The organism is Claveliimonas monacensis (assembly GCF_014982975.1).
GTDB lineage: Bacteria > Bacillota > Clostridia > Lachnospirales > Lachnospiraceae > Claveliimonas > Claveliimonas monacensis.
The window spans coordinates 146,498-169,790 of record NZ_JADCKL010000005.1 but is presented as its reverse complement, the minus strand read 5'-3'; the positions used below and the strand labels follow the sequence as shown (position 1 = coordinate 169,790).

Annotated in this window: 20 protein-coding genes and 1 pseudogene; 18 read left to right on the top strand and 3 right to left on the bottom strand. The window is 51.7% G+C overall.

The genetic code is table 11. The features are described 5' to 3' along the window. Positions 1–34: 34 nt before the first annotated feature. Both INF30_RS08765 and INF30_RS08760 read left to right on the top strand, forming a co-directional pair. Positions 35–1,657: a phosphotransferase gene (locus tag INF30_RS08765; protein WP_076779296.1), complete on the top strand. Its 1,623-nt coding sequence runs from the start codon at positions 35–37 to the stop codon at positions 1,655–1,657. A 23-nt stretch (positions 1,658–1,680) separates the two neighbouring features. Beyond that, complete coding sequence (locus INF30_RS08760) at positions 1,681–2,454, top strand: hypothetical protein (protein ID WP_226394916.1); 774 nt, start codon at positions 1,681–1,683, stop codon at positions 2,452–2,454. Here INF30_RS08760 and INF30_RS08755 read toward each other — a convergent pair whose 3' ends face one another. Both INF30_RS08755 and INF30_RS08750 read right to left on the bottom strand, forming a co-directional pair. Further along, positions 2,455–2,649 carry a hypothetical protein gene (locus INF30_RS08755; RefSeq protein ID WP_226394915.1) on the bottom strand — a complete coding sequence of 65 codons (195 nt, stop codon included), beginning with the start codon at positions 2,647–2,649 and terminating at the stop codon, positions 2,455–2,457. A 229-nt stretch (positions 2,650–2,878) separates the two neighbouring features. Then, a complete protein-coding gene (locus tag INF30_RS08750; RefSeq protein WP_226394933.1) occupies positions 2,879–3,799 on the bottom strand; it encodes a phosphoribosylaminoimidazolesuccinocarboxamide synthase in 921 nt (306 codons plus the stop codon). Positions 3,800–4,012: 213 nt separating this feature from the next. On the opposite strand from INF30_RS08750, the gene INF30_RS08745 reads away from it, so the two are divergent. Next, a complete protein-coding gene (locus INF30_RS08745; protein WP_076779288.1) occupies positions 4,013–4,372 on the top strand; it encodes a molecular chaperone Hsp90 in 360 nt (119 codons plus the stop codon). A gap of 50 nt (positions 4,373–4,422) precedes the next feature. Next, positions 4,423–4,545, top strand: a pseudogene (locus INF30_RS14855) (DUF6472 family protein); the annotation flags it as partial. 423 nt (positions 4,546–4,968) lie between these two features. Here INF30_RS14855 and INF30_RS08735 read toward each other — a convergent pair. Then, the gene (locus tag INF30_RS08735) at positions 4,969–7,266 is read right to left on the bottom strand and encodes a glycoside hydrolase family 3 C-terminal domain-containing protein (RefSeq protein ID WP_226394914.1); all 2,298 of its coding nucleotides are present in this window, start codon (positions 7,264–7,266) and stop codon (positions 4,969–4,971) included. A 168-nt stretch (positions 7,267–7,434) separates the two neighbouring features. Here INF30_RS08735 and INF30_RS08730 point away from each other — a divergent pair, with 168 nt between their 5' ends. From INF30_RS08730 to INF30_RS08670, 14 genes are all read left to right on the top strand, one after another. Continuing rightward, positions 7,435–8,469 (top strand): threonine aldolase family protein, encoded by a 1,035-nt coding sequence (locus INF30_RS08730; RefSeq protein WP_226394913.1) that lies wholly within the window; start codon positions 7,435–7,437, stop codon positions 8,467–8,469. Between the two features lie 188 nt (positions 8,470–8,657). Further along, positions 8,658–9,260: a hypothetical protein gene (locus tag INF30_RS08725; protein WP_226394912.1), complete on the top strand. Its 603-nt coding sequence runs from the start codon at positions 8,658–8,660 to the stop codon at positions 9,258–9,260. Positions 9,261–9,282: 22 nt separating this feature from the next. Next, positions 9,283–10,194, top strand: a complete 912-nt coding sequence (locus INF30_RS08720) for a MerR family transcriptional regulator (RefSeq protein WP_311136014.1) — start codon at positions 9,283–9,285, stop codon at positions 10,192–10,194. A 204-nt stretch (positions 10,195–10,398) separates the two neighbouring features. After that, on the top strand, positions 10,399–11,133 hold the full coding sequence (locus INF30_RS08715) for a HEPN domain-containing protein (protein ID WP_226394911.1): 735 nt from the start codon (positions 10,399–10,401) through the stop codon (positions 11,131–11,133). Positions 11,134–11,196: 63 nt separating this feature from the next. Then, positions 11,197–11,355, top strand: a complete 159-nt coding sequence (locus INF30_RS08710) for a hypothetical protein (RefSeq protein ID WP_226394910.1) — start codon at positions 11,197–11,199, stop codon at positions 11,353–11,355. Between the two features lie 384 nt (positions 11,356–11,739). Beyond that, a complete protein-coding gene (locus INF30_RS14640; protein ID WP_264176886.1) occupies positions 11,740–11,871 on the top strand; it encodes a hypothetical protein in 132 nt (43 codons plus the stop codon). Positions 11,872–11,880: 9 nt separating this feature from the next. After that, positions 11,881–12,096, top strand: coding sequence for an aspartate dehydrogenase (locus tag INF30_RS08705; RefSeq protein WP_076779266.1), 216 nt, complete (start codon positions 11,881–11,883; stop codon positions 12,094–12,096). 72 nt (positions 12,097–12,168) lie between these two features. Next, the gene (locus INF30_RS08700; RefSeq protein WP_456298486.1) at positions 12,169–14,862 is read left to right on the top strand and encodes a DEAD/DEAH box helicase; all 2,694 of its coding nucleotides are present in this window, start codon (positions 12,169–12,171) and stop codon (positions 14,860–14,862) included. Further along, a complete protein-coding gene (locus INF30_RS08695; RefSeq protein WP_226394908.1) occupies positions 14,846–16,996 on the top strand; it encodes an ATP-dependent helicase in 2,151 nt (716 codons plus the stop codon). Before INF30_RS08700 ends, INF30_RS08695 begins: the two co-directional genes overlap by 17 nt. A 31-nt stretch (positions 16,997–17,027) precedes the next feature. Further along, positions 17,028–17,750 (top strand): AlkZ-related protein, encoded by a 723-nt coding sequence (locus INF30_RS08690; protein ID WP_226394907.1) that lies wholly within the window; start codon positions 17,028–17,030, stop codon positions 17,748–17,750. A gap of 119 nt (positions 17,751–17,869) precedes the next feature. Then, a complete protein-coding gene (locus INF30_RS08685) occupies positions 17,870–18,751 on the top strand; it encodes a Cof-type HAD-IIB family hydrolase (RefSeq protein ID WP_226394906.1) in 882 nt (293 codons plus the stop codon). A gap of 26 nt (positions 18,752–18,777) precedes the next feature. After that, a complete protein-coding gene (gene yaaA, locus INF30_RS08680) occupies positions 18,778–19,521 on the top strand; it encodes a peroxide stress protein YaaA (protein WP_076779258.1) in 744 nt (247 codons plus the stop codon). 5 nt (positions 19,522–19,526) lie between these two features. Continuing rightward, the gene (locus tag INF30_RS08675; protein ID WP_226394905.1) at positions 19,527–19,892 is read left to right on the top strand and encodes an MGMT family protein; all 366 of its coding nucleotides are present in this window, start codon (positions 19,527–19,529) and stop codon (positions 19,890–19,892) included. 290 nt (positions 19,893–20,182) lie between these two features. Beyond that, entirely contained in the window at positions 20,183–23,290 is a 3,108-nt protein-coding gene (locus INF30_RS08670) for a SpaA isopeptide-forming pilin-related protein (RefSeq protein ID WP_226394904.1), read from the top strand. Positions 23,291–23,293: the final 3 nt, after the last annotated feature.

Below are 23,293 nucleotides of genomic sequence, written 5' to 3'. Positions count from 1 at the left end.
GGATGTCCAGATTCATTCCTCTGTGGAGAAAGTTATGAAAAGTTTACTGATATTGGGAGCCGGCGGCTTCGGCCATATGATCCAGGAGACAGCCCGGCTCCTGGGATATGAGAAAGCGGTCTTTCTCGACGATGCGGTGAAAGGCCCGGACGTAGTGGGAAAATGCTGTGATTATGAGAGCTTTCTGCAGCAGTACGACACGGCTGTGGCAGCCCTGGGGGATAACAATATGCGTCTCCACTGGACGGAAAAGCTGATGGAGGCAGGGTACCATGTGCCGGCCATCATCCATCCGTCGGCAGTGGTGAGCCCAAGTGCATCTATTGGAAATGGCAGCTTTATTATGCAGAGGGCTGTTGTCAATACGCACACGATAGTGGAACACGGCGTACTCATCAACAGCGGTGCGGTCGTGGATCACGACTCCCATATCGGCTGCGGGGCCCATATCGGACTTGGCAGTGTGGTAAAAGCCAACTGCAGCATTGCCCCCAAAGTGAAAGTGGAAGCCGGGGAAGTGATCTTCTCCACAAGACGGAAGATTGACGGCGTGGAGGACAGGAACCTGGAGGACGCCATCTACGCTTTTGGGTTTGGAAACCGCTGCAGCTATGTAAAGCCTTTTGGCGCCGGTCATATCAATGAGACCTACGCTGTGTACATGCCCGGGGAGGGCGGAGACGAGCTGGCCTATGTCCTGCAGAGAGTGAACAGCAATGTATTTAAAGATCCTGCGGGAGTTATGGACAATATCTTCGGCGTGACAGAGTATCTGCGGAATGTGATCCGCAGGGAGGGCGGAGATCCGGACAGAGAGACCCTCTCCTATATCAAGACAAAGAGCGGCTGCAATTATTTTGAGGACAGCGAGGGGGAGCCCTGGAGATGCTACAACTTTATTCCGGACTCTGTCTGCTACCAGCTTGTGGAGGAGCCGGAGCAGTTCTACCAGTCCGGCAGCAGCTTCGGGCATTTCCTGAAGCAGCTCAGTGATTATCCGGCATCGAAGCTGAACGAGACCATTCCGGATTTCCACAATACGATCAGGCGGTTCGAGGCATTCCAGGTTGCGCTGAAGAGGGATCTGAAAAACCGGGCGGACTCCTGCCGGCCTGAGATCGACTTTGTGCTGGCCAGAGAGAAGGACTGCGGCGTGCTGGTGCATCAGCAGGATGAGGGGATCCTTCCTCTCCGGGTGACCCACAATGACACAAAGCTGAACAACATCCTCTTTGATGAGAAGACGGGGAAAGGGCTGTGCATCATTGATCTGGATACCATCATGCCCGGACTTGCGGCAAATGATTTCGGAGATTCCATCCGCTTTGGCGCTGCCACCGCAGAGGAGGACGAGCCAAACCTGGATCTTATGCATTTTGACATTTCTCTCTATGAGCTGTATGTGAAGGGATATCTGGAGGAGACGAAAGATGTCCTGACAGAGGCTGAGATTGGAAGTCTTCCGTGGGGCGCGCGTCTGATGACGCTGGAGTGCGGTATCCGCTTCCTGACAGATTATCTCCAGGGAGACACGTATTTTAAGACGGATTATCCGGAGCACAACCTGATCCGGGCCAGGACCCAGTTCCGCCTGGTGGACGAGATGGAACAGCAGTTTGAGCGCATGCAGGAGATCGTGCAGAAATATACAAAGTAAACGGCAGAAGCAGGGGTGGTCGTGTGGTAGAGTTTATTGATTATGAGAAGCGGCTGACGTGTGAGGACCATATTGTGCTGTGGTACTATTTCCATATCTATGTAGACCCGGAGAAGGACTATCGATCTTTCCGCATTACGGAGGAGCTGATCAACGCCTATAATGCCCCGTCCAATCAAAGCAGGAGAGAGGAGATCTTCAGGATCACGGAGCGGATGAAGAAGGAGCTGGACGTCTGGCGGGCCAGATATCACGAGAGAATATGGGAGTACGAGAAACCTGTCATATGGGCGGACCGCAAAAAGACGGATTATTATCTGAACCAGCTGGAGACATCCCACAGATTTGAGGTGTACATAGACTACTGTTTCAGACAGAGAGGATATGACATCGGTCTCTATTATGGAAAACAGCAGCAGTACTCCCAGGGGGAGACAAAGGCAGGTATAGAGATCAAGTGTGACAGGAAGCTGCGCGAGACAGGGAATGTCTATATAGAGTACCAGGAGAGAATGACCAGGGAAGGTGTGTGGGTAGACAGCGGGATATTGAAGCCGGACGAGACAAAATACTTTCTGATCGGAACGGAGGAAGAGTTTTATATTCTTCCGAGGGAGGCACTGTACGGGCTGTATACCGGAGTGGTCCTGCAAGGAGAATACATTCCAGGGGCCAAAAAGGTGAGAGAAAAAACACACGGAACTTCCAAAGGATTTATTATCAGCAGTCAGATCGCCGGGCAGATCAATCTGACTGTGGAGGAGACGATCCAGAGGCTTACGCAAGAAAGAAGATAATTACGTGGAGTAGATCCCGTCTACTGTGATCCGTTTAAAGAAGCGGGACAGGCCCAGCTGAACTGTCTCGCTGTATTTCAGAGGCGTCTTGTAGATGAAGATGTCTCCGAAATCGTGGGAAAAGCTTTGAAAACCATTTTCTTTTAAGGCAGCTGCCTCGTCCTGATCAACAAACCTTGCTGATATATTTAACATCGGGCCGCCTCATGTGGAGCACACGTGGGGGCTGATCAGGATGTGGCTGTGGCCCTTTTCTTTCATATGGTCTGTCAGACGTTTGTCCAGTTTAAAATGCATATCGATCACCCTTTCTGCTTTTGTTGTAACTGTATTGTAAGACAAAAATAAAAATTTTTCTGTGACGAGGTTACAGTCAGCAGAAAAAGGAAAAACGGATGACTCTCCTTAGAGCCATCCGTTTTTTCTAAAGCTTTTCGCCTGTCAGCATCTCGTATGCCTGCAGATATTTGTCAATGGTCTTCTGTACAATGTCCTCCGGCAGTGTCCAGTCGTTGTCCGGGTTGGCCTTCAGCCAGTCGCGGGCAAACTGCTTGTCAAAGGAGGGCTGTCCGTGTCCCGGTTCATACCCTTCAGCCGGCCAGAAGCGGGAGCTGTCCGGTGTCAGCATCTCATCGCCCAGGACGATATTGCCGTTTTCATCCAGACCGAACTCGAATTTGGTGTCTGCGATGATGATCCCCTTTGTCAGAGCGTAATCAGCGCACTTTTTGTAGAGGGCAATGGTGTAGTCGCGAAGGCGGGCTGCATACTCCTCGCCTTTTCCCGGGAAATATTTCTCCAGATGAGCGATGCTCTGCTCGTAGGAGATGTTTTCATCGTGGTCGCCAATCTCCGCTTTTGTGGACGGTGTGTAGATAGGCTCCGGAAGTTTGTCAGACTCTTTTAAGCCCTCCGGCAGTTTGATACCGCACACAGTGCCGTCTTTCTGATAGCTGGCCCAGCCGCTTCCTGTGATGTAGCCACGGACAATGCACTCGATGGGGAGCATCTCCAGCTTGCGGCACATCATGCTGTTGCCGTCAAATTTTGGCTGTTGGAAAAATTCCGGCATATCTTTTACATCTGTGGAGATCATGTGGTTGGGCAGGATGTCCTGTGTCATGTCAAACCAGAATTTGGACATCTGTGTCAGCACAGTCCCCTTCTTTGTCACTTCATTTTTCAGGATCACGTCAAAGCAGCTGATGCGGTCTGTTGCGACCATGATCAGGCTGTCGCCGTTGTCGTAGATCTCGCGTACTTTTCCTTCTTTGATTGGCTTCATATCGTATACCTCATTTCTATGACCTGTTGATGGTGCTGCGTCTTTTTGCGGCGCTTGGATATCCCTGCACGCTGCGGCTGCATCCGGCCTTGGGATATCATGCTAAACAGATTATAACACAAAAATTATAATTTGCTCTAATTTTCACGTATTCTTTTATTAGCTTTTATAATAAGTGCTTATAATCATGCCGACGGGCAAGACTGGCCTCTTGTAAATCAGTGCTGTTGTGATAAGATAAAGACAGAAATAAAGAAAGGGAAGGTGTTTCATATGAACGCAGAAGTGAAAGACTATGTTGTAGAGAAAACTCACGAGCTGATGGAGGCAGCCTCCTGCAGCAAAGAGGCAAAAGAAGCAGCCCAGGCATGGCTTGATGCGTTGGGAACAGCAGCGGAAGCAGAAGAGACAAAGAAATACATCGCTGAGCTGGAAGAGGATATCATGCCGCTGGAGGGGCTCATCGCCTTTGCGGAGTCTGATATGGGAGTCAAGGTTTTCGGAGACGCCGCCGGTGGTGTGGCAGAGCATGCAAGACAGATCAAGGCTGCCGGAGCGAAATACTGCGACTGCCCGGCCTGCGCGGCTGTGGAGGCTATCCTTGCGAAAAAGGAGGAGATGCTGGCTAACTGAGAAGGAGCCGGCAGATCAGGAGTGGATAAAGTGAAGAAAAAGGAAACGGCGCCTATGTCTGCGATGTGGACATGGACGAGGATGAGTATATCCGCTTTATATCGGACAGTCACTACGCCTGTCCTTACTACCGCAACGGGGACGATTACAGGATAGTCAGAAAACAGATGTAAAAAAATCCACTGTATCTTTTTGATTTTAAAGGTACAGTGGATTTTCAGCTTATTCCATCCATTGGAATTTACCTCCTTATTTACTTGATATCTATTTGAAACTATTATCTCAAATAGTGAATTTTTTTGTTTTAAATTACGTTCCCATTGGTCTTTACCTCTTTCGTTAGTTTCGTTAAAAATTGGATTTAAGATTCAGTTTTCGGTGGTCCGTCCTCCTTTTCTTTTGATGGTTTTATCATACACCGTAAAAGAGAAAATGTCAATATAAAAATCAGAAAAAAGTAAAATTATTTAAAAGATAACAGATTTATATGATGGATAAAAAATATAAAATTTTTAATTTGTATATAAAACATAAAATTTTCGGACAAAATCGGAGCAGCCTCTGAGAGACTGCTCCTCTGTGTGAATAACGGTGAACTAGTTATCCGATCCGGCTGCAGCCTGGAGCTTTTCAATCAGGGCTGTCAGCTCATTCTCGGACAGACCGGAAAAGCTCTTGAAGGAGCGCAGCGGAGAGTTCTCCAGCATTTTCAGCGTCATTTCCGGGGTGATGGCCTCAGAGGCGGCCTCTGAGGAGTTGTCTCCTCCCCCGATCATATCGGAGGCCAGATCCTCCATCATAGAGCGGATGACCGGGGCTGTCCTGGGATCGGCCAGGAGCTCTGCCACGGTAGTATTCCGGTGGATGTGGAAAGGCAGTTTTGTGTCTGTGGAAAGGCGGACGGTCTTGGAAAGGCGGATGTCTCTGGAGGAGGCGGCCGCCAGGATCTGGTAGTCGCCGGAAGCAGCGTACCAGTCGTGGATCTGTGTGTTATACCAGGCAAAACTGCGCTTGTCCAGCGTCATGGTCACGGCCTTTTCCTGTCCTGGTTCCAGGTAGACTTTGACAAAATTTTTCAGTTCCTTCTCCGGCCGATTCGCGGCTTTGGTCTGGTCTGCCACATAGAGCTGCACGATCTCTTTTCCGGCCATGTTCCCCGTATTCTTCACTTTGAGAGACACAGTCAGTGTGTCGTCGTCTGCCAGCTGGTCGCAGGAGAGCTGCATGTCGCTGTACTGGAAGGTGGTGTAGGAGAGACCGTGGCCAAAGGGGAAGCGAACGTCCATCGCTTTTGTGTCGTAGTACCGGTATCCCACGAATACCCCTTCTTTGTACTCCACTTTCTGCCCGTCTCCGGGGAAGTTCAGGTAGGAGGGATTGTCCTGCAGCTTCAGGGGAATGGTCTCCGCCAGTTTTCCGCAGGGATTGGCCAGGCCGAAGAGGAGACGGACCTGGGCGGCCCCTACTGCCTGGCCGCAGAGGTAGGACTCCAGGATGGCGTTTACGTCATCGGCCCAGGGCATTTCCACGGGAGAGCCATTGTGGAGGACAACCACCGTGTTTTTCTGTACCTTGAGGATTTCTCTGATCAGCTCGTTCTGAGATTCCGGCATCTTCATATGGGTGCGGTCGTATCCCTCGGACTCAAACGCGTCGGGAAGGCCGGCGAAAATGACGGCGATGTCCGCTTCAGAAGCAGTCTGCACTGCCTCTGCCAGAAGGTTCGGATCTGTCTGGTCCTCCGCCACATCATACCCCTGGGCATAGGTGACAGAAGAGGTGATCGTAGGGGTCTGCTTCACGGCATCCAGCGCACTTGTGATCTTGCAGGAATTGATGTGGGAGCTGCCGCCGCCCTGGAACCTGGGCTTTGCGGCAAATTTGCCGATAAAGGCGATCTTCTTTCCCTCTTTGGGAAGGGGAAGAATGCCGTCGTTCTTGAGGAGGACCATGGACTCTTCTGCGATCTTCGCGGCAAGCTGGTTATGCCTTTCTTTGTCAAAGTTTCCGGGCATGCGGCGGTCTGCGAATTTAAAGATGATCCTTAAAATGCGCTCCACAGCGGTATCCAGGACGGACTCATCCAGCGTGCCTGCCTTGACGGCGGCCACGATCTCCGCGTCTGTATGTCCGCCGCTGGCGGGCATCTCCAGATCCAGACCGGCTTTCAGGCCTTCTATTCTGTCATTGACGGCTCCCCAGTCGGACATGACATAGCCACCAAAGCCCCACTCGTCCCGCAGAACTTCTGTCAGGAGCCAGTGGTTCTCAGAGGCAAAGGTGCCGTTGATCTTATTGTAGGAGCACATGACTGTGTCCGGCTTTCCCTCCTTGATCGGTGCCTCGAATGCGGCCAGGTAGATTTCCCGGAGCGTCCGCTCATCTATCTCGGAGGAGCAGGACAGGCGGCGGTACTCCTGGTTGTTGGCAGCAAAATGTTTGATGGAGGTGCCCACGTTTTTGGACTGTACGCCCTGGATATGGGCGGCTGCCATCTGGGCGGCCAGATAGGGGTCTTCAGAAAAGTATTCAAAATTCCGTCCGCACAGGGGAGAGCGCTTGATGTTGACTGCGGGACCAAGGATGACTGACACATCCTCGGCCTGGCACTCATCTCCCAGGGCTTCCCCCAACTCTTTTAATAGATCCCGGTCAAAGGAGCAGGCCGTGGCGCAGGCTGTTGGAAAGCAGACAGCTTTAATGCTCTCGTTTGCCCCAAGATGGTCAGCTTTCTCGTTCTGTTTGCGGAGGCCGTGGGGGCCGTCGCTGACCATAACTTCCGGGATGCCCAGGCGCTCCACTCCCTTCAGGTGCCAGAAATCTTTGCCGGAGCACATGCCGGCTTTTTCCTCCAGAGTCATCTGGCTGATGATGGATCTGATATCACGTTCCATAAATGTACCATTCCTTTCTAAAATGCCGGGAGATACCGGCATGATTTTTCTTTTACGCCTTTACGATAGCATAAACACCGTGGAAATGATAGACGGAAAATTTTCGGATTGCGGGAGGGAGTTATATTATATAAAATAGAGGATAGATTGGAAATGGGAGGCGAAAAAATGATCAGATGGAACAACGATTATAATCATGGAGCTCACCCGGCTATCCTGCAGGCATTTGCAGATACAAATGACAGCAGCTATGAAGGCTATGGGCTGGACGAGTGGTGCCGGAAGGCGGCCGGGGAGATCCGGAAGCACCTGGGAGGTGTGGATGCGGACATACATTTTATGCTGGGAGGAACCCAGGTGAACTACACAATGATCGCCGCTGCGCTCCGCCCTTACCAGGGGATCATCTGTGCTGACTCAGGACATATCCAGGTTCACGAGACCGGCGCGGTGGAGAACACAGGCCACAAGATCCACGTGGTTCCGGGAGTGGACGGAAAGATTACGGCGGCAGCTGTGGAGAAGGAGGCGGAGAGCTACCGGACAAGCGATGTCCCGGAACACGTGACGCAGCCTAAGATGGTATTCCTGTCCTTCCCGTCTGAGTACGGCACCATCTACACAAAGGAAGAGCTCTCCGGGATCAGCTGGGTCTGCCGGGAGTACGGACTTTATCTGATGGTGGACGGCGCCAGGATGGGTTACGGCCTGGGCGCGGAGGGAAATGACGTGACTTTGGCGGATATTGCGGCGGCAGCGGACATTTTCTACATCGGCGGCACAAAATGCGGTGCCATGATGGGAGAGGCTGTGGTGATCGTAAATGAGGAGCTGAAGGATCATTTCCGCAATTATATGAAGCAGAATGGGGGACTGCTGGCAAAAGGCTGGGTGCTGGGACTTCAGTTCTACACTCTGTTCAAAGACGGCACATATTTTGCGATCACAGAGCAGGCGGACCGCTATGCCATGCAGATCCGGCAGGCTTTTGCCGAGAAAGGCATACCGTCTTATATCGAGAGCCCGACTAACCAGCAGTTTGTCCTGCTGACAGAAGAGCAGAAAGAAAAGCTGGCAAAGAACCATATATTCGAAAACCAGTTCTGGACGGAGGACGGCCGTTTCTGTGTCCGTTTCTGCACAAGCTGGAGCACAAAAGAGGAGGAAGTGGAGACCCTTTTAAGGGATATCAGGGAACTGTAAGATTTCTGAAGAAGGAGTGGAAAGAGGGGAGACAAGATGCAAAAAGAGGACAGGAAAAAAAGAGAGGGACAGAAGATCCTGATGCGGGGCGGCAGCATCGTGGAGCGGATCCGGGCAGCAGAGTAAGCGGGAGTCTGGAAACATGTAAAGCAAAGCAGGCTGGAGCAGGAGAGAAAGGAGCAGGAATTATGAGGATATGGATGGAAGAGCAGGTGGGAGAGAAGGATCATTTTGCGGCGGGTATTACGCTGTCCGTGATCGGACTGGCTGTTGCGGCCATTGCGCTGCCCTGCGGGGTTACCCTGATGGCTTTGATCCTTGGCGGACCTGTAGCCGAAGTCTCTCTTGCGGCCTGCATCGGGGGAGCGGCTCTGACCGTCTTTCTGGCAAGAAAGATCGGCCGGAAAGTCCATCAGTACTGCACGGTGTTCTGCCAGGATGACGAGGGCAGGCTCTTTGCAGTGGACATCCGAAAATTTGTCGGCTGCCAGAGGGGGGCGATCGGATTTGTCCAGATGCTCTTTCAGATGCAGAAGGCAAAGAAAAATATGAAGACAAGCCATATCCTGGAGAGGTATATGCGGCAGAGGCCAAGTCTTACCGGGGTGGAGACACAGATCCTGTCAGTGGAGAAGATGCGGATGGCGGGAAATGGCTGGCGTGTGATATGTCAGGTAGAATATCCGAACAAAAAGAGAGGAAAGAGGAGCTTTCTGCTGGTGGGCGGATATGAGAACGAGGGAGAACTGGTAGCTGCCTTTGAGAGGCGGCTTAAGGGAACTGTAATGTAGACTAAGGCCTTGAAAGGAGCCTTTGAAAGAAAAAAGAAAAGATTTCAAAAAAGGGTTGACCCTCCTCCTGGGGCAGGGGATACACTGTCATCAGATCCGGATCAATGCCAGCAGAAAGGGGAAGAGGAACATGCTTCAGATCGGTGAATTTTCAAGAATATGCCAGGTGAGCGTCAAGACGCTGCACCACTATGACAGGATCGGACTTCTGGCGCCTGCAAAGGTGGACGCCCTGACGGGGTACCGCTACTATGAAACGGAGCAGATCGATGCCATGAACTATATCCAGCGCCTGAAACGCTACGGCTTTTCGCTGGATGAAATCCAAAAGCTCCTCACCCTTTCGGATGATAGAGAAATGCTGGTCAGGCTGCGGCAGCAGAAAGAGAGACTCAAGCAGGAGCAGCAGGAGAGAGCCATCATCCTGAACGAGCTCCAGACGCATATTTCTGTATTTGAAAGGACAGGTGACATGATGACATACCAGAAAGGCTACAGGATCGAAGTGAAAGACTCGCCGGCCATGAATGTGCTGACAAACCGGGCCATGATGAGCGTGGATGAATTCGGGAAGTACTACAGCCCCCTCTTTGAGAGGGTGCCAAAGGAGCGGGTCACCCCCACCGGAATAAACGGATCCAGGTACTACGATAAGGAGTTTGACCGGGAATCTTCGGACATTGAGCTCTTTATCGGAATAAAAGAGAAGGACAAGGCGGATGAGGTGATGGAGCCCCGCCTGTGCGCCATGACGCTCCACAGGGGCAGCTACTCCACCCTCTCGGAGGCCTACGGGGCGGTGGTCTCCTGGATCATGGAGAACGGCTATGAGATGGCGGGGGAGCCCTTTGAGCTCTATCTCAGGACCCAGTTTGACACCCTTTCCCCGGAGGAGTGGGAGACGGAGGTGTATTTTCCGGTGAGGAAGAAGTAGAGGATGAATAGCTCCGGCGAGACGGTTGGAATAGGTCTATAAGAAATTTATGAAACTCACTTTCTGTTATACTGTGGATAGATGACAGAATGTGGGTTTCTTGTTAATTGATTTTAATAATGGTACAATGATTATACTGATCTTGTTTGCGTGATCAACAGCAATTAAACACTATATTCTGGATAAAGGGATAAGGAAAGTAAAATGTTTGAAAAAGCACAAAATGAAAAAAACAAGGCAACATATGATTTTACAACTTTGTGGTCAACGCAATTTTTCGGATTTTATCAATTCAAAAATTTTTTGGAATTTGCATCGGATCAGAGTGTACAAATCGATTATCTGAAAAGCAGAGATGTGATATGGGGGAATGAAAACGGGGAAGGACATGATATAATGTCTCAAGTAATGATTGATTTTTACTTGAACGATTTTGCCGACGCAGTGAAACTGATAAAGAATCAATTTATCGTTTTCCTTTTTACCAGATATGAGTTTGTGATTCAAGACACCGTGAAATGTCTGATTAACGATGAACCACAAAGACTTTTAAAAATATTGAAAATTTATCCGGATTATGAAAAGACGTTAGGTTTTAACTTAAAAGATTTTATTAACTGTCAGACAAAGGAAGAGTATATAGCTCTTATGAGCGAACGCTTTGCCAATAAAATTTTATCGGGGAGGCCATCAAAGGTTCTTGGCAGACTACGATGTCTTTTAACATTTAAAGATATTGATGAATCTGTTTTGGATGAAATTATGGATAGGCGTAATAAAATTGTCCATGAAGGCCATTTATACGATATGAAAATTTCGGATTTGGAATTCTACTATGATGCTATAGAGAACTTGCTGACAGTACTGGCAACAGCACTAAAAAATATTAATATATATGTTGAGGATGAAGGGAAAATATTAAACGGAGAACACCAATGAAACTATTATGAAGACAGAGCGGTACAGTCTCTCACCACAACGCCCACAGGCTATCAGGCCACTGTGTCGGGAACAGAGGACTATGAGGCAGAGAGTGAGCTGGATGGGGATGAAATCGCAGAAATGTACTGTGATTGGCTCTATGCGATGGAAGGGGGCAATGTGAAAGACCGTGCTTCCGAAAGATGTAGAAGGAGTGACCTGTCCGGCAAAGCAAAGTAAAAATAAAAAAGAGGATGAGATACAGGAGGTTATAGCCCTGGCGCGTCAGGATCCCCTTTTTGCAATACTCTTCTGACAAAATACGGCTACAGGAATCCGATGCTGCTTGTGCGTCTGGAAAAAGAACTGGATAGAGATAAACGCTGTCTGAAATGTCTTCTGAGACTAAAAAATGTATGTACCGAACAGGAATGGAACGAATACCGGGAGAAATGTCTGGAGCAGACTCCTGGAAGCAATACAAAAAGAAGGTTGGATTACTCGTCTAGATCAGTATGAAAAGGTACTGAAGGAATATTTTTCGGAGCAAGTAGGGGAGATGTATATCAGCTATGTGCAGAGTCAGGCGGAAGGGCATCCTACAGGAAAATGTATAAGGAGATTATGACATATTTAAAAGAGATAGGGAAATATCCGAACGGAGAGGACATTGCCCGGAAGATTGCAGACGAATGGAAACAAAAGTACAGGCGCAGATCCGCTATGATGGATGAGCTTGGAAGGGCCGGATTTTAGGAGGAAGATATGTTTCACAGAAAAAAGAAAAGTACGTCAGCTTACGACCCGGCCACACACATTCCAGCCATACGCTGCAGTATCTGCACTGGCGAGCAGGTAGCCGGCTTTCAGGAAACTGCCACCGGAAAATTTACAGATATCTGTCTTATACGAAATGAGGCGGACTTGAAAGAATTCCGGGAGCAGTACGGGATCAGCGGCGAGATAAAAAAGATATATTAAGATATATTGAGGATTGTATCCGGCGACACAATATGTTATGATACTTAAACAAACACATGTTCGAAAAAGGAGGTGGCTACAGTGCGAGAACAGACAAGCGAAGACCTGACAATCTATACAAAGACAGTTCCGGCGCGGGCGGGGGAGTATGCGGATTTCCCCGGAGACCTCCTTCCGGAAATCGGCTCCTATCTGGAAAAGCAGGGCATTTCCCGTCTCTATATCCACCAGGCAGAGATGTTCGAGAAGGCGGCCAGTGGAGAGAATGTGGTGATCACGACATCCACGGCCAGCGGTAAGACTTTGAGCTTTCTTCTGCCTGTGCTGCAGGCGATCCTTAAGGACCCTCTGACGAGGGCTATTTTTGTCTATCCCACAAAGGCTCTGGCAAGCGACCAGTACCGGGCACTGCGCCCGGTACTGGAGTATTTCGGGGAGGGACGGATCTCGGCGGGAGTGTATGACGGGGATACCATGCCTGCAGAGAGGAGCAGGATACGCAAGAATGCGAACATTATCCTCACTAACCCGGAGATGCTCAATGGAGCTTTTCTGCCCAACCACAGTAAATACGGATTTGATTTTATTTTTGCCAATCTGAAATATGTGGTGATCGATGAACTTCACAGCTATCGGGGAGCCTTTGGAGCTCACCTTGCCAATATTTTCCGCAGGATGAAGCGAGTCTGCGGATACTATGGGTCCCAGCCCCAGTTTCTGTGCAGCTCCGCCACCATTGCAAACCCGGTGGAGCTGGCACGGAAGATCTGCGGCGTGTCCTTTGCTCTGGTCAGCAGAGACGGAGCGCCGGCTCCGGAAAAGGAGTACCGGATCCTTCAGCCTCCCCGCATTAAGGGCAGCAATGATAAGGAGTATGGCAGGCAGTCGGCGTCCTCTGTGGCAGCAGAATTGATCCCTATTCTTGCGGAGGAGGAGCATCATTTTATTGCCTTTGGGAAAAGCAGGAGAAATGTGGAAGTTATTTTAAAGGAGGCCAGGGACAGACTGGATGAGGCCGGATTTCTGGCCGGGGCGGACAGCTCCCGGATCGCCGGATACAGAGGGGGATATACCCCACAGGAGAGAAGGCAGATCGAGGGGAAGATGACCAATGGGGAACTGCTTGGTCTTGTGTCTACCAATGCGCTGGAGCTGGGAATTGATATCGGAAAGCTGGACTCCACAGTGATCGTGGGATACCCGGGGACACGTGCTTCCTTCTGGCAGCAGACCGGGCGGGCCGGAAGAAACGGAGAGAAGTGTGTGAATTATCTGATCCTGGAAAACCAGCCTTTTGATCAGTACATTGCCGTTGACCCGGACTGGCTTTTTGCCGGAGGCAGCGAGAATGCGATCGTAGACCCGGATAATCTGCTGATCCAGCTGTCGCATATCCGGGCAGCTGCGGCAGAGCTGCCCCTCTCTCTGGACGATGCAGCCCTTTTTCCGGATCTGGGTGAGGTGATACCTGTGCTCCTGAATGCAGAGGAGGTCCGCGCCCTGTCAGGCCGGTTTGCCTGGTCAGGATCTGCTTTTCCGGCAGGGGATTACAGTCTGAGGAACATGGATAAGACCCGGTTTAAACTGCTTCTTTGCGAGGAGGGAAGCGGGACCATGCGTGAGATCACCGAGATGGATGAGTCCCAGGCCTACCACGAGCTCCATCCGGGGGCGGTCTACATGCACGACGGGGAGCTCTACGAGGTGCTGAAGCTGGATCTTGTAAGCCGGACAGCGGAGGCAGTGCCCTTTGAGGGCAATTATTACACTGTGCCTGGGGGAACCCAGGAGACAAGGATCCTGCAGGTGTTCCAGGAGGAGGACTTTGAGAGGAGCCATATTTGTTTTGGGGACATCAATGTAAATGAAGTGGTCTCCATGTACAAAAAGCTCCAGTTTCACAACCACCAGAACCTGGGCTATACTTCTCTGACAGTCCCCCTGCAGAAAGACTACGACACAGAAAGTACCTGGATCACGATCCCGGAGAATGTGGTGTGGACCTACCGCAGCCTTTTAGCGCCTGCAAGGAACGGAGAGCTGACACTGAACAATCATTTTGAGGGAATGGCCTGGGCTATAAAGAATGCGGCTATGATGGTGACCATGACAGAGCGGGATGACATTGATGTGATCGTATCCAACAATGCCCTCATTCCAAATGGCAGGACAGGAGAGGAAGTCTGTCTCTATATTTACGACAAATATGAGGGAGGGCTTGGGTACTCGGAGAAGATCTATGACCTGGTGCCCCAGATCGTGGACGCCGCTGTTCGGATGGTGGGAGGATGTGCCTGTGAGGATGGATGTCCTGCCTGCGTGGGGGATTACAGTCTGGACAAGAAAATGGTCCTGTGGGGGTTGGAAAATTTAAGAGAGCAGACTGCGCCGCCGGATTTTCATGGCAAAAAGGCCGGGGTGGAAGCGCCTGCTTTAGAGAAAGCATTCTCCTTTTTCAACCTGGCGGATCAGTGGCCAGCTTTCTGCGACACAGTAGTGAGAAGCAAAGAGAGAGGCGGCGCGTTCCTGGGTGTGATCCAGAAAGTGGAGGTAGAAGGACACTGCCTGATCCTGACGCTGGGAAGCCGCTTTTACGGGACGTGGATGGATGATCCGGACAACCGGCGTTGGTTGGAAAGCACCCTGCGCCGCTACGTATCCTGCCCGGCAGATATGGGGGTGGAATTCCGCGTGGAGGAAGACGGGGAGCGAGTGGAAAAGACAAAGGGAAAGCTGAGGCGCAGATACGATGACCGACTTTCGTGAGAAACAAAAAGAGAGGTTCTGTAAGATCCGTACACACCAGTTAAACGCGTACCAGAGGGAGGCAGTGCTGGATGAGAGCCCTGCCTGTGTGGTCAATGCCAATGTAGGCAGCGGAAAGACGACAGTACTTATTGAGAAGATCCTTTATCTGCATTTTGAAAAAAAGGTTCCCCTGGAGAATATGGTGGTACTTACGTTCACAAACAAGGCGGCAGGCGAGATCATTCAGAGACTTTTGGAGCGGGAACCCTCAGTCACAGAGGAAGAGACAGCCCGTTTCGGGACATTTCACAGCGTGGCGCTTTTTCTCCTGAAAAATTGCCTTCCTCTGGAGAGGGAAGGATGGACAGGAGATTTTTCTGTCATGGACCCGGATGAAGAGACGGAGCTGGCCCTGGGTCTTGCAGCACAGAGAGGACTGAAGATCAAGTACAAAAACAGGCTGAAAAAGCGGCTGGAGCAGGAGCGCACCTCCTGGCAGCAGGGGAAGACATCGAGATACGGAGACGATCTGTTTCAGCTTTTTCCCCTGCTTGAACAGGAGAAAAAGCGGCAGAACAAGATGACTTTTTCGGATCTGATCCAGGTCAGCACGGCTCTTCTGCGCAGAGAAGACAACTGCCCGGAGTGGATCATTGTGGATGAAGTGCAGGACAGTGACGTCCTGCAGCTGGACTTTCTGGAGGCACTTGGAACGGACAGAGAGGGAGAGCGCCGGTCGCGGCTCTTTGCGGTGGGGGATCCGAACCAGGTGATCTACAGCTGGCGGGGCACGACGGAGAATATGTTCTTCCTGCTCAAACACAGATTTCAGGCAAAAGAACTCTCCCTTCCGGTGAACTACCGTTCTAATGCGTCCATCCTGGAGGCGGCCAACCGTTTTCTGCAGTTCGGAGGAAAGATCGAGGGTGCGCGAAGGACACAGGAAAGGATTGCCGTGCGCAACCACTACGATCCTTTCCAGGAGGCGGAGTATCTGGCTGATCGGATAGAAAAGCTCCACGCAGATGGCCTGGACTACAGGGAGATAGCCGTCTTTTACCGCCTCCAGAGACAGGCCGAAGTTCTTGAGAAGGTCTTTCAAAGAGCGGGTATTCCCTGCAGTCTGTCGCTGAAAAGGACCCTGGGAGATGTGCCGGTGCTTGACTATCTGGTAAAGATCCTTAAGTTTTCCGTCAATCCCGCTGACAGCCAGACAGGGATACAGGTGCTGGCGGACCGGAGGTATGGAAGAAAGATCAGTCTGAAAAAAGCGGCTGCCATTGTGGAGGGGCGGGAGAAAGAAGTTTCCCCTCTTCTGGACCGGATGACCGGGTTTGCCGGGGCGGTGGAAGAATTGCCGGGACAGGTCTGCCCCCAGTGGCTGTTTGACTACTTTGACCTCAGGGAACAGCTGCACCCAACTTCCGCCGATTGCGAAAGGGATGCGGAGGAAGTGATGAGACTTCTGGAGCATATCTTCCGGTTCTGCCAGGGAAGGGATGGGACCTTTATGGAGAATCTGCGCCGTTTCCTGGACAGCTCTATGCTCTATGGCCTGGAATTTCTAAAGGGAGACGAAAAAGAAGGGGATGGCGTCCGGCTGATGACCCTCCATGCCTCCAAGGGACTGGAGTTTGACACGGTGTTTCTGATCGGTATGAATCAGGGACTGATCCCCCTGCGGTGCCAGAACTTTGAGCAGGAGGAAGAGGAGAGACGGCTTTTCTTTGTGGGGATCACAAGAGCCAGGAATCACCTGGAACTGTCCTACTACACGAACCCGGGAGAACCTGGAGTTCTGGAGGGATACAGTCCCTATCTGCGGATGATCCCGGAGCATCTTCTGGACTGGAGAGAACTGCGCAGTCAGGAGGAGAAGAGAGCCAGCCTGCAGGAACTAAGAAGAGAGGTGGCGGCCGGAATGAGAAGAAGACAGCAAGAGCAGAAGCCCTGCAAAGAGGAACACTGCCCGGAGAAGTCCTATGGGGAAGAAACTGATCCGGAGGTAAGGAAGATAAGGAGAGCCCGCCATCGGAAATACGGAGAAGGGGTCATTGTGGGCGGGGACGAGATGATGATCGAGGTGGAGTTTGTAAGCTACGGGCGAAAGCAGTTCCTCAGGGCCTTGGGGGAAGTGGAAGAAATAGATTGAAAACGAGATCGCTGCAGAGGAGATGATGACCATGGCGGTGGAAAACGGAGAGTGGATTCTTCACGGAATGGACTGGGACAGCCGGGAGCGCATCCGGTCCTGGAGAGAATTGACAGACTATGTAGAGCAGGTTGGATTTCTGCCCCTTTTTAAAAATGAGGTGGATGGATTTTCGGTGGAGGAGAAGACCTCGCCGCTTTTCTGGTGGACAGGGGATCCGGAGCAGGATCCCTGGGAGTGGAGAGCTATGATCGCCAGGAGTGAGAAAGTGGCCTACGGGAAATTTTTCAACAAAAAGGCGGGATTTATCTCCCTGAAATGGCTTCCGTATTTCGCTAATTACAGGCGGGATGGCTATGACTTTGATGCCAGGTGGGAGGACGGCCTGGCCGGATACCGAAGTAAGAAGATCATGGATCTTTTTGATGAGGGGGAGACGTATGCGTCCTATGAGCTGAAAAAGGATGCCGGATTTGGAAAAGGAGGGGAAAAGAACTTCAGTGGCATAGTGACAGAGCTGCAGATGCAGACCTATCTGGTAACCAGAGACTTTCGGCAGAAGAGGAACCGCAAAGGTCAGACTTACGGGATGGCTGCGTCCGTCTATGTCAGACCGGAGACGCTGTGGGGATATGAGATCGTATCTGCGGCCTATAGGGAAGCGCCGGAGAAGTCAGGGCAGAGGATCATGGACCGGGTCAGAGAGCTGTACCCGGATGCAGATGAGAAGAATATACGGAAGGTATGCAGATGATGCGGGTGTTGCAGGAAGATCTGTGATTTTGTTGCATACATCGGGCAGAAAAGGTATGATAAATTTATCTGAGCAGCAAAGCACGGACATCAGCAGACAGAACAGGAGGAGACCAGAACATGAAGATCACAAGCATTGCCCTGGATCTGGACGGCACTACGCTGAACAGCCAAGGTGTACTGAGTGAAAGGACAAGGCGGGCTCTTGTGCGGGCGGCCCAAAGCGGCATCTGTGTGATCCCTGCCAGTGGGCGTTCTTTTGACTCCCTGCCCGGGGAGATCCTGCGAATCCCCGAAGTCCGCTATGTTATCACTTCCAACGGAACAGCAGTGGTGGATGTACATACAGGAACGTATCTGCGTAAATTTGTGCTGACAGAAGAGTCGGTGGAGAAGATCCTCCTTCTCATGGAGGATGAGCAGGTGGCCTATGAGGCGTTCATAGACGGGAAAGCCTACGCCCAAAGCGCCTATGTGGAAGATCCGGTGCGGTTCGGAGCTATGCCGGCGGCTATTGATTATATACGCAGGACACGGGAGCCGGTGGAGGACATGGAGACGTTTATCCGGACTGGCGGAGCGGCGGGGAAGTTGGATTGTCTGGATGTGGTAGTGAAGGGCGAGGAGAAAAAACGCAGACTGTGGCAGCTTCTGGAGAAGGAGGTGCCGGATATCTATGTGACTTCCTCTGTGCCGCAGCTTCTGGAGATTTCCTACAAAGATGCAGGCAAGGATTCAGCCCTTCGGTTTCTGATGGAATACCTTGGGCTGGAGCAGGCAGAGTCCGCGGCTTTCGGCGATGGGGACAACGACAGGGGCATGCTTGCCTTTGCGGGGATAGGGATCGCAGTTGCCAACGGATCACAGGGATGCCTGCAGGCGGCGGACCATGTCACCAGCTCCAATGATGAAGACGGTGTGGCTGAGGGCGTTGAATGGCTGCTGTCCCTGCAGTCAGCGAACTGCCCGGCGGAGCAGATGGCAGATTGGGCAGAAGACTGAGAAGAACAGGATAGGAGAAAGCGAATATGAAGATCATTATTTCACCGGCCAAGAAGATGAAAAGTGAGCCAGACCTGTATCCTTGCCGGGAACTTCCGGTTTTTCTTGCGGAGGCCAGGCAGCTGGCGGACTGGATACAGAAATTGACATATCAGGAGGCCAAGGAGCTTTGGAAGTGCAGTGACGCCATTGCGAAGGAGAACTTCCGAAGGTTCCAGGATATGGATCTGGAGAGAGGACTGACACCGGCCATCCTCTCCTACGAGGGCATCCAGTACCAGTATATGGCACCGGCAGTGTTTGAGGAGAGGGAGATCTCTTACATTCAGGAGCATCTTCGTATCCTCTCGGGATTTTACGGAGTGGTGCGCCCACTGGATGGTGTCACGCCCTACCGTTTGGAAATGCAGGCAAAGGCGACGGTTGCCGGAACCAGGGATTTGTATGAATTCTGGGGAGACAGGATTTACCGGGCAGTGGCAGAGGGGGACGGGACCATTCTCAATCTGGCATCCAAAGAGTACTCCAGATGTGTAGAAAAATATCGGGTTCCGGGCGACAGGTTTGTGACCTGCGTCTTTGGGGAACTGACAGACGGGAAGGTGCGGCAGAAGGGCACGCTGGCCAAGATGGCCAGAGGAGAAATGGTCCGCTATCTGGCGCAGACAGGCGCCGCGGATCCGGAGGACGCAAAAGGATTTGACCATCTGGGATACCGATTCAGGGAGGAATTGTCCGGACCGGAAGAATATGTATTTATAAAGGAGTAGAAAAGGTGGATTTTTATCAGAGAGCTGGCATTGTGTGCGGGGCCATTCCCCGGGGGACAGTGGCCTCCTACGGACAGATCGCCCTGCTGTGCGGGAAGCCGAAAAATGCAAGGCAGGTAGGGTATGCGCTCAACAAGGGAAGGCTGGGAGAAGAGGTCCCTGCCCACAGAGTGGTCAACAGCAGGGGGCTTTTGAGCGGAGCGGCGGCCTTTGACACATTTGACATGCAGAAAAATCTTCTGGCCGGAGAGGGCGTGGAAGTTTTGTGGACACGAGAGGGATGGCAGGTGGACAGGAAACGGTACGGATGGAAACACACCATGCAGGATGCAGAAAAGTTCCGCGCACTGTTTGAAGAGCTGGGGATTTAGTGCCGGGGCGGCTGGATGCTCTTCTTATAGCTGTGCCGCCAGATACAGCTATAAAAATATAGATAAATTTATTTTTATCTTGCATTTTCTGAAATGCTATGTTAACTTTGTACGTATAGAAAAGCAGTTCTGCTATTCTTGTTTTATCATTTATTCTATTTTTTAATCAGGCGTTTCGCCGGACAATTACCAGAAACAAACTCAGATTCAGCCGAGACGGGAGGTGGTCTGCAAAAAGCACTTTGACTTCTGATGACAGGGATTTTATAGAAAAACGGAGGTAAACATAATTGAAGAAAATTTTACGTGTAAAATGGTGTGTGCTTTTTTTGTCAGTAATCATTTTGTGTAGTGCTGTGCTCCATCTCCGGGCGGCAGAGGAGAGTGAGGGGGAGAATGGGCCAAAGGAAGACGAGATCATCTGGACACTGGGGCGCGACAGTGAAAGGGAAGAGACAGACAGGTGTGCAGTGACAGAGGGTGGGATCACGCCAAGGTCGGCAGTGGGCTCCCTGTGCACCATCTCGCACGGTGCCAGCCACAGCTATGGGGGATGGTTCACAAGAGAATTTTATGTGGCAGCCGAGACGGGAGAGTACACAGGCTACTGTGTGCAGCCTATGAGTCCGCCGCCTTCCGGAACCTACCAGGTGTCAAAACTGGACAACGATGTGATCAAGGCTCTCCTTATGATGGCGCCGGGGTATCCCTGGTTTGATTCCTATGGGAAGATCATCTACAACGAGGCGGACAACAATACCTACGCTTATGCCCATGCGGCGCTGAGCTATGCCTACGAGGGGAGCCTTACCGGGCTTAGCGCCAGTATGCAGGATGGCGTGAAGAATATGGTTCACTATGCCACAGCTGCTGTCCAGGGATCCTGGGCGCCGGAGGTCCATGACAATCTGGGCCGCTATGAGGTATATATTGCCTACAATGACCAGCAGGATATCGTCTGGCTGGAAGAGCGGCCGAAAGGGAATGTACAGCTGCGGAAAATATCTGCCCAGACAGACGTGACAGATGGAAATACCTGCTACAGCCTGGAGGGAGCTGTCTACGGAGTATACACAGACGCCGGGTGTACAGCCCAGGTGGGAGAGCTGGTAACGGATGCTTCCGGCACAAGCGGCCTTCTGGCCGTCGATGCAGGAAGTTACTATGTGAAAGAGAAGACGGCGCCCAGAGGCTATGCGCTGGATGAGACTGTGTACAAAGTGGAAGTGGCGGTCGGACAGACGGCCCAGGTAAACGCAGAGGACATTCCTCAGAAAAATCTGCTGGAAGTCCTGCTGAAAAAGTACGACAGGGAGGTGGAATTTCAGGAAGAAGGAAACGCTCCCCAGGGAGCGGCCTCTCTGGAGGGAGCTGAATTTACCTTCCGCTTTTATCCCGGAGACTATGACAGTCTGGAGGAGCTGGAGGGCGTGGATCCTACAAGGACCTGGGTGCTGCGAAGCAATGAGAAGGGGGAGGTACGCATGGGTGAGGCATTCCTGGTGGGAGGAGACCCGGTGTGGAAGGATGGGAACGGTACATGGTTCCTTCCCCTCGGCACGGTGACGATCCAGGAGACGAAGGCGCCCCAGGGGTACAACATAAGTGGAGAGACGCTGCTGCGGCGGATCACACCGGAGGGAACCGGGGAACAGGTGCAGACCTACCAGACGCCGGATTTTGCGGAGGACGTGATCCGGGGAGACCTGGAGATCATCAAAGTCTACCAGAACGAAGAAGAAAAGGAAGATGTACTGGAGGGGATTGAAGGCGTGGAATTTACTCTTACATCCAGAACTACGGGGAAAGAAGTGGTCCGGATCGTGACAGACCATGAGGGGAAAGCAACGACAAGGAACAGGGACTGGCCAAGGGGGAGGCTGGTCTATGATACGTACCTTGTGACAGAGACAAAGACGCCGGAAGGGTACAACCCTGTGGAGCCTTTTGAGGTCACGATAGCGGAAGAACAAGTGACAGTCAGCGGCATATACCGGCAGGATACCCTGATCACCAGCCCCATTCAGGTGTTGAAGGTGGACGTCTCTACAGGGAAAGTGATCCCGGTGGCAGGGGCGCAGTTCCAGCTGCTGGACGCAGACAAACATGTGGTGACCATGACTGCCCGCTATCCAGAGTATCAGGTATATGATACATTTGTCACAGATGAGCAGGGGCGTTTTACTTTCCCGGAAAAGCTGAAGTACGGGAGCTACTATCTGCGGGAAGTAAAAGCGCCGGAGGGTTACCTGCTCAGTGAGGAAGAGCTGGCTTTTTCCGTGGAGGAGGAAAAGGACTGGGGCAGTCCTTTGGTAATCCGGTTCGCAGACGAGAATGCCATGGGAAGGATCTGTGTTGCGAAGTTTGAGACAGGGCAAAAAGAGCATCTGGCGGGCGCAGAATTTGAGATACGTGCAGCGGAGGATATTGTGACACCGGATGGGACTGTCCGGCTGAAGAAGGGAGAGCTGGCCGGGACTTTGACGACAGAGAGGGGAGAGACGGTATCTGGGGAGCTGTTTCTTGGAAAGTATACGATCAAAGAGACCAGGCAGATCCCGGGATTTGCCCTGGCGGAAGAAACGTACCAGGTGGAACTGAAATACAAAGACCAGACCACACCTGTTGTGGAGGAGCATCTGACTGTCTATAATGAACCAACTTCTCTTGTAATACGCAAATGTGAGAAAGGCACAGAAGGGGAGACTGTGCTGGCAGGTGTCAAGTTTAAAGTGTGGCTGAAACAGGAGCATACGGAGGAGGGCCAGGAGACGGATGGGGAAGAAGAAGCTTCCCCAGATCCGGACTATACGCTGGAAGAGATATACGAGACAGACAAGGACGGTAAAATTGAGATTCCTTATCTTCTGCCGGACAGTACATACTGTATACAGGAGGTGGAGACCCTTTCGGGTTATCTCCCGGAAGATACAGTCCATGAGATCTATGTGGACGCCCAGGGGCGGATAGAGGGAGAAGCTGTCTGTGTATGGAGATGTGAAAACGATTATACCAAGCTGCGGATCTCAAAGCTGGATGGAGGCAGCCGTCAGTATCTGCCGGGGGCTGAACTGAAACTGGAGCGAAAGCTGGACAGCGGAGAGCGGGAGCTGGTGGAGAGCTGGACTTCCGGGGAGGAGGAAAAGCAGTTTGACAGGCTGCCTCCAGGAGAGTATGTGCTGACAGAGGAGCAGGCGCCGGAGGGATATACGAAAGCAAAGCCTGTGGACTTCACCCTGCAGGAGACCGGGGAAGAACAGAAGGTGGAGATGTTGGATGAGCCTTTGGTGGAGGCGCCGAGGACAGGAGACATTTCTTATATCCCCGGCCTTGCGGCAGCGGCAGCTGGCTCCCTTGTCCTGATGACATGGGTGCTGCGGAGCAGAAGAAGGAAGTGACGG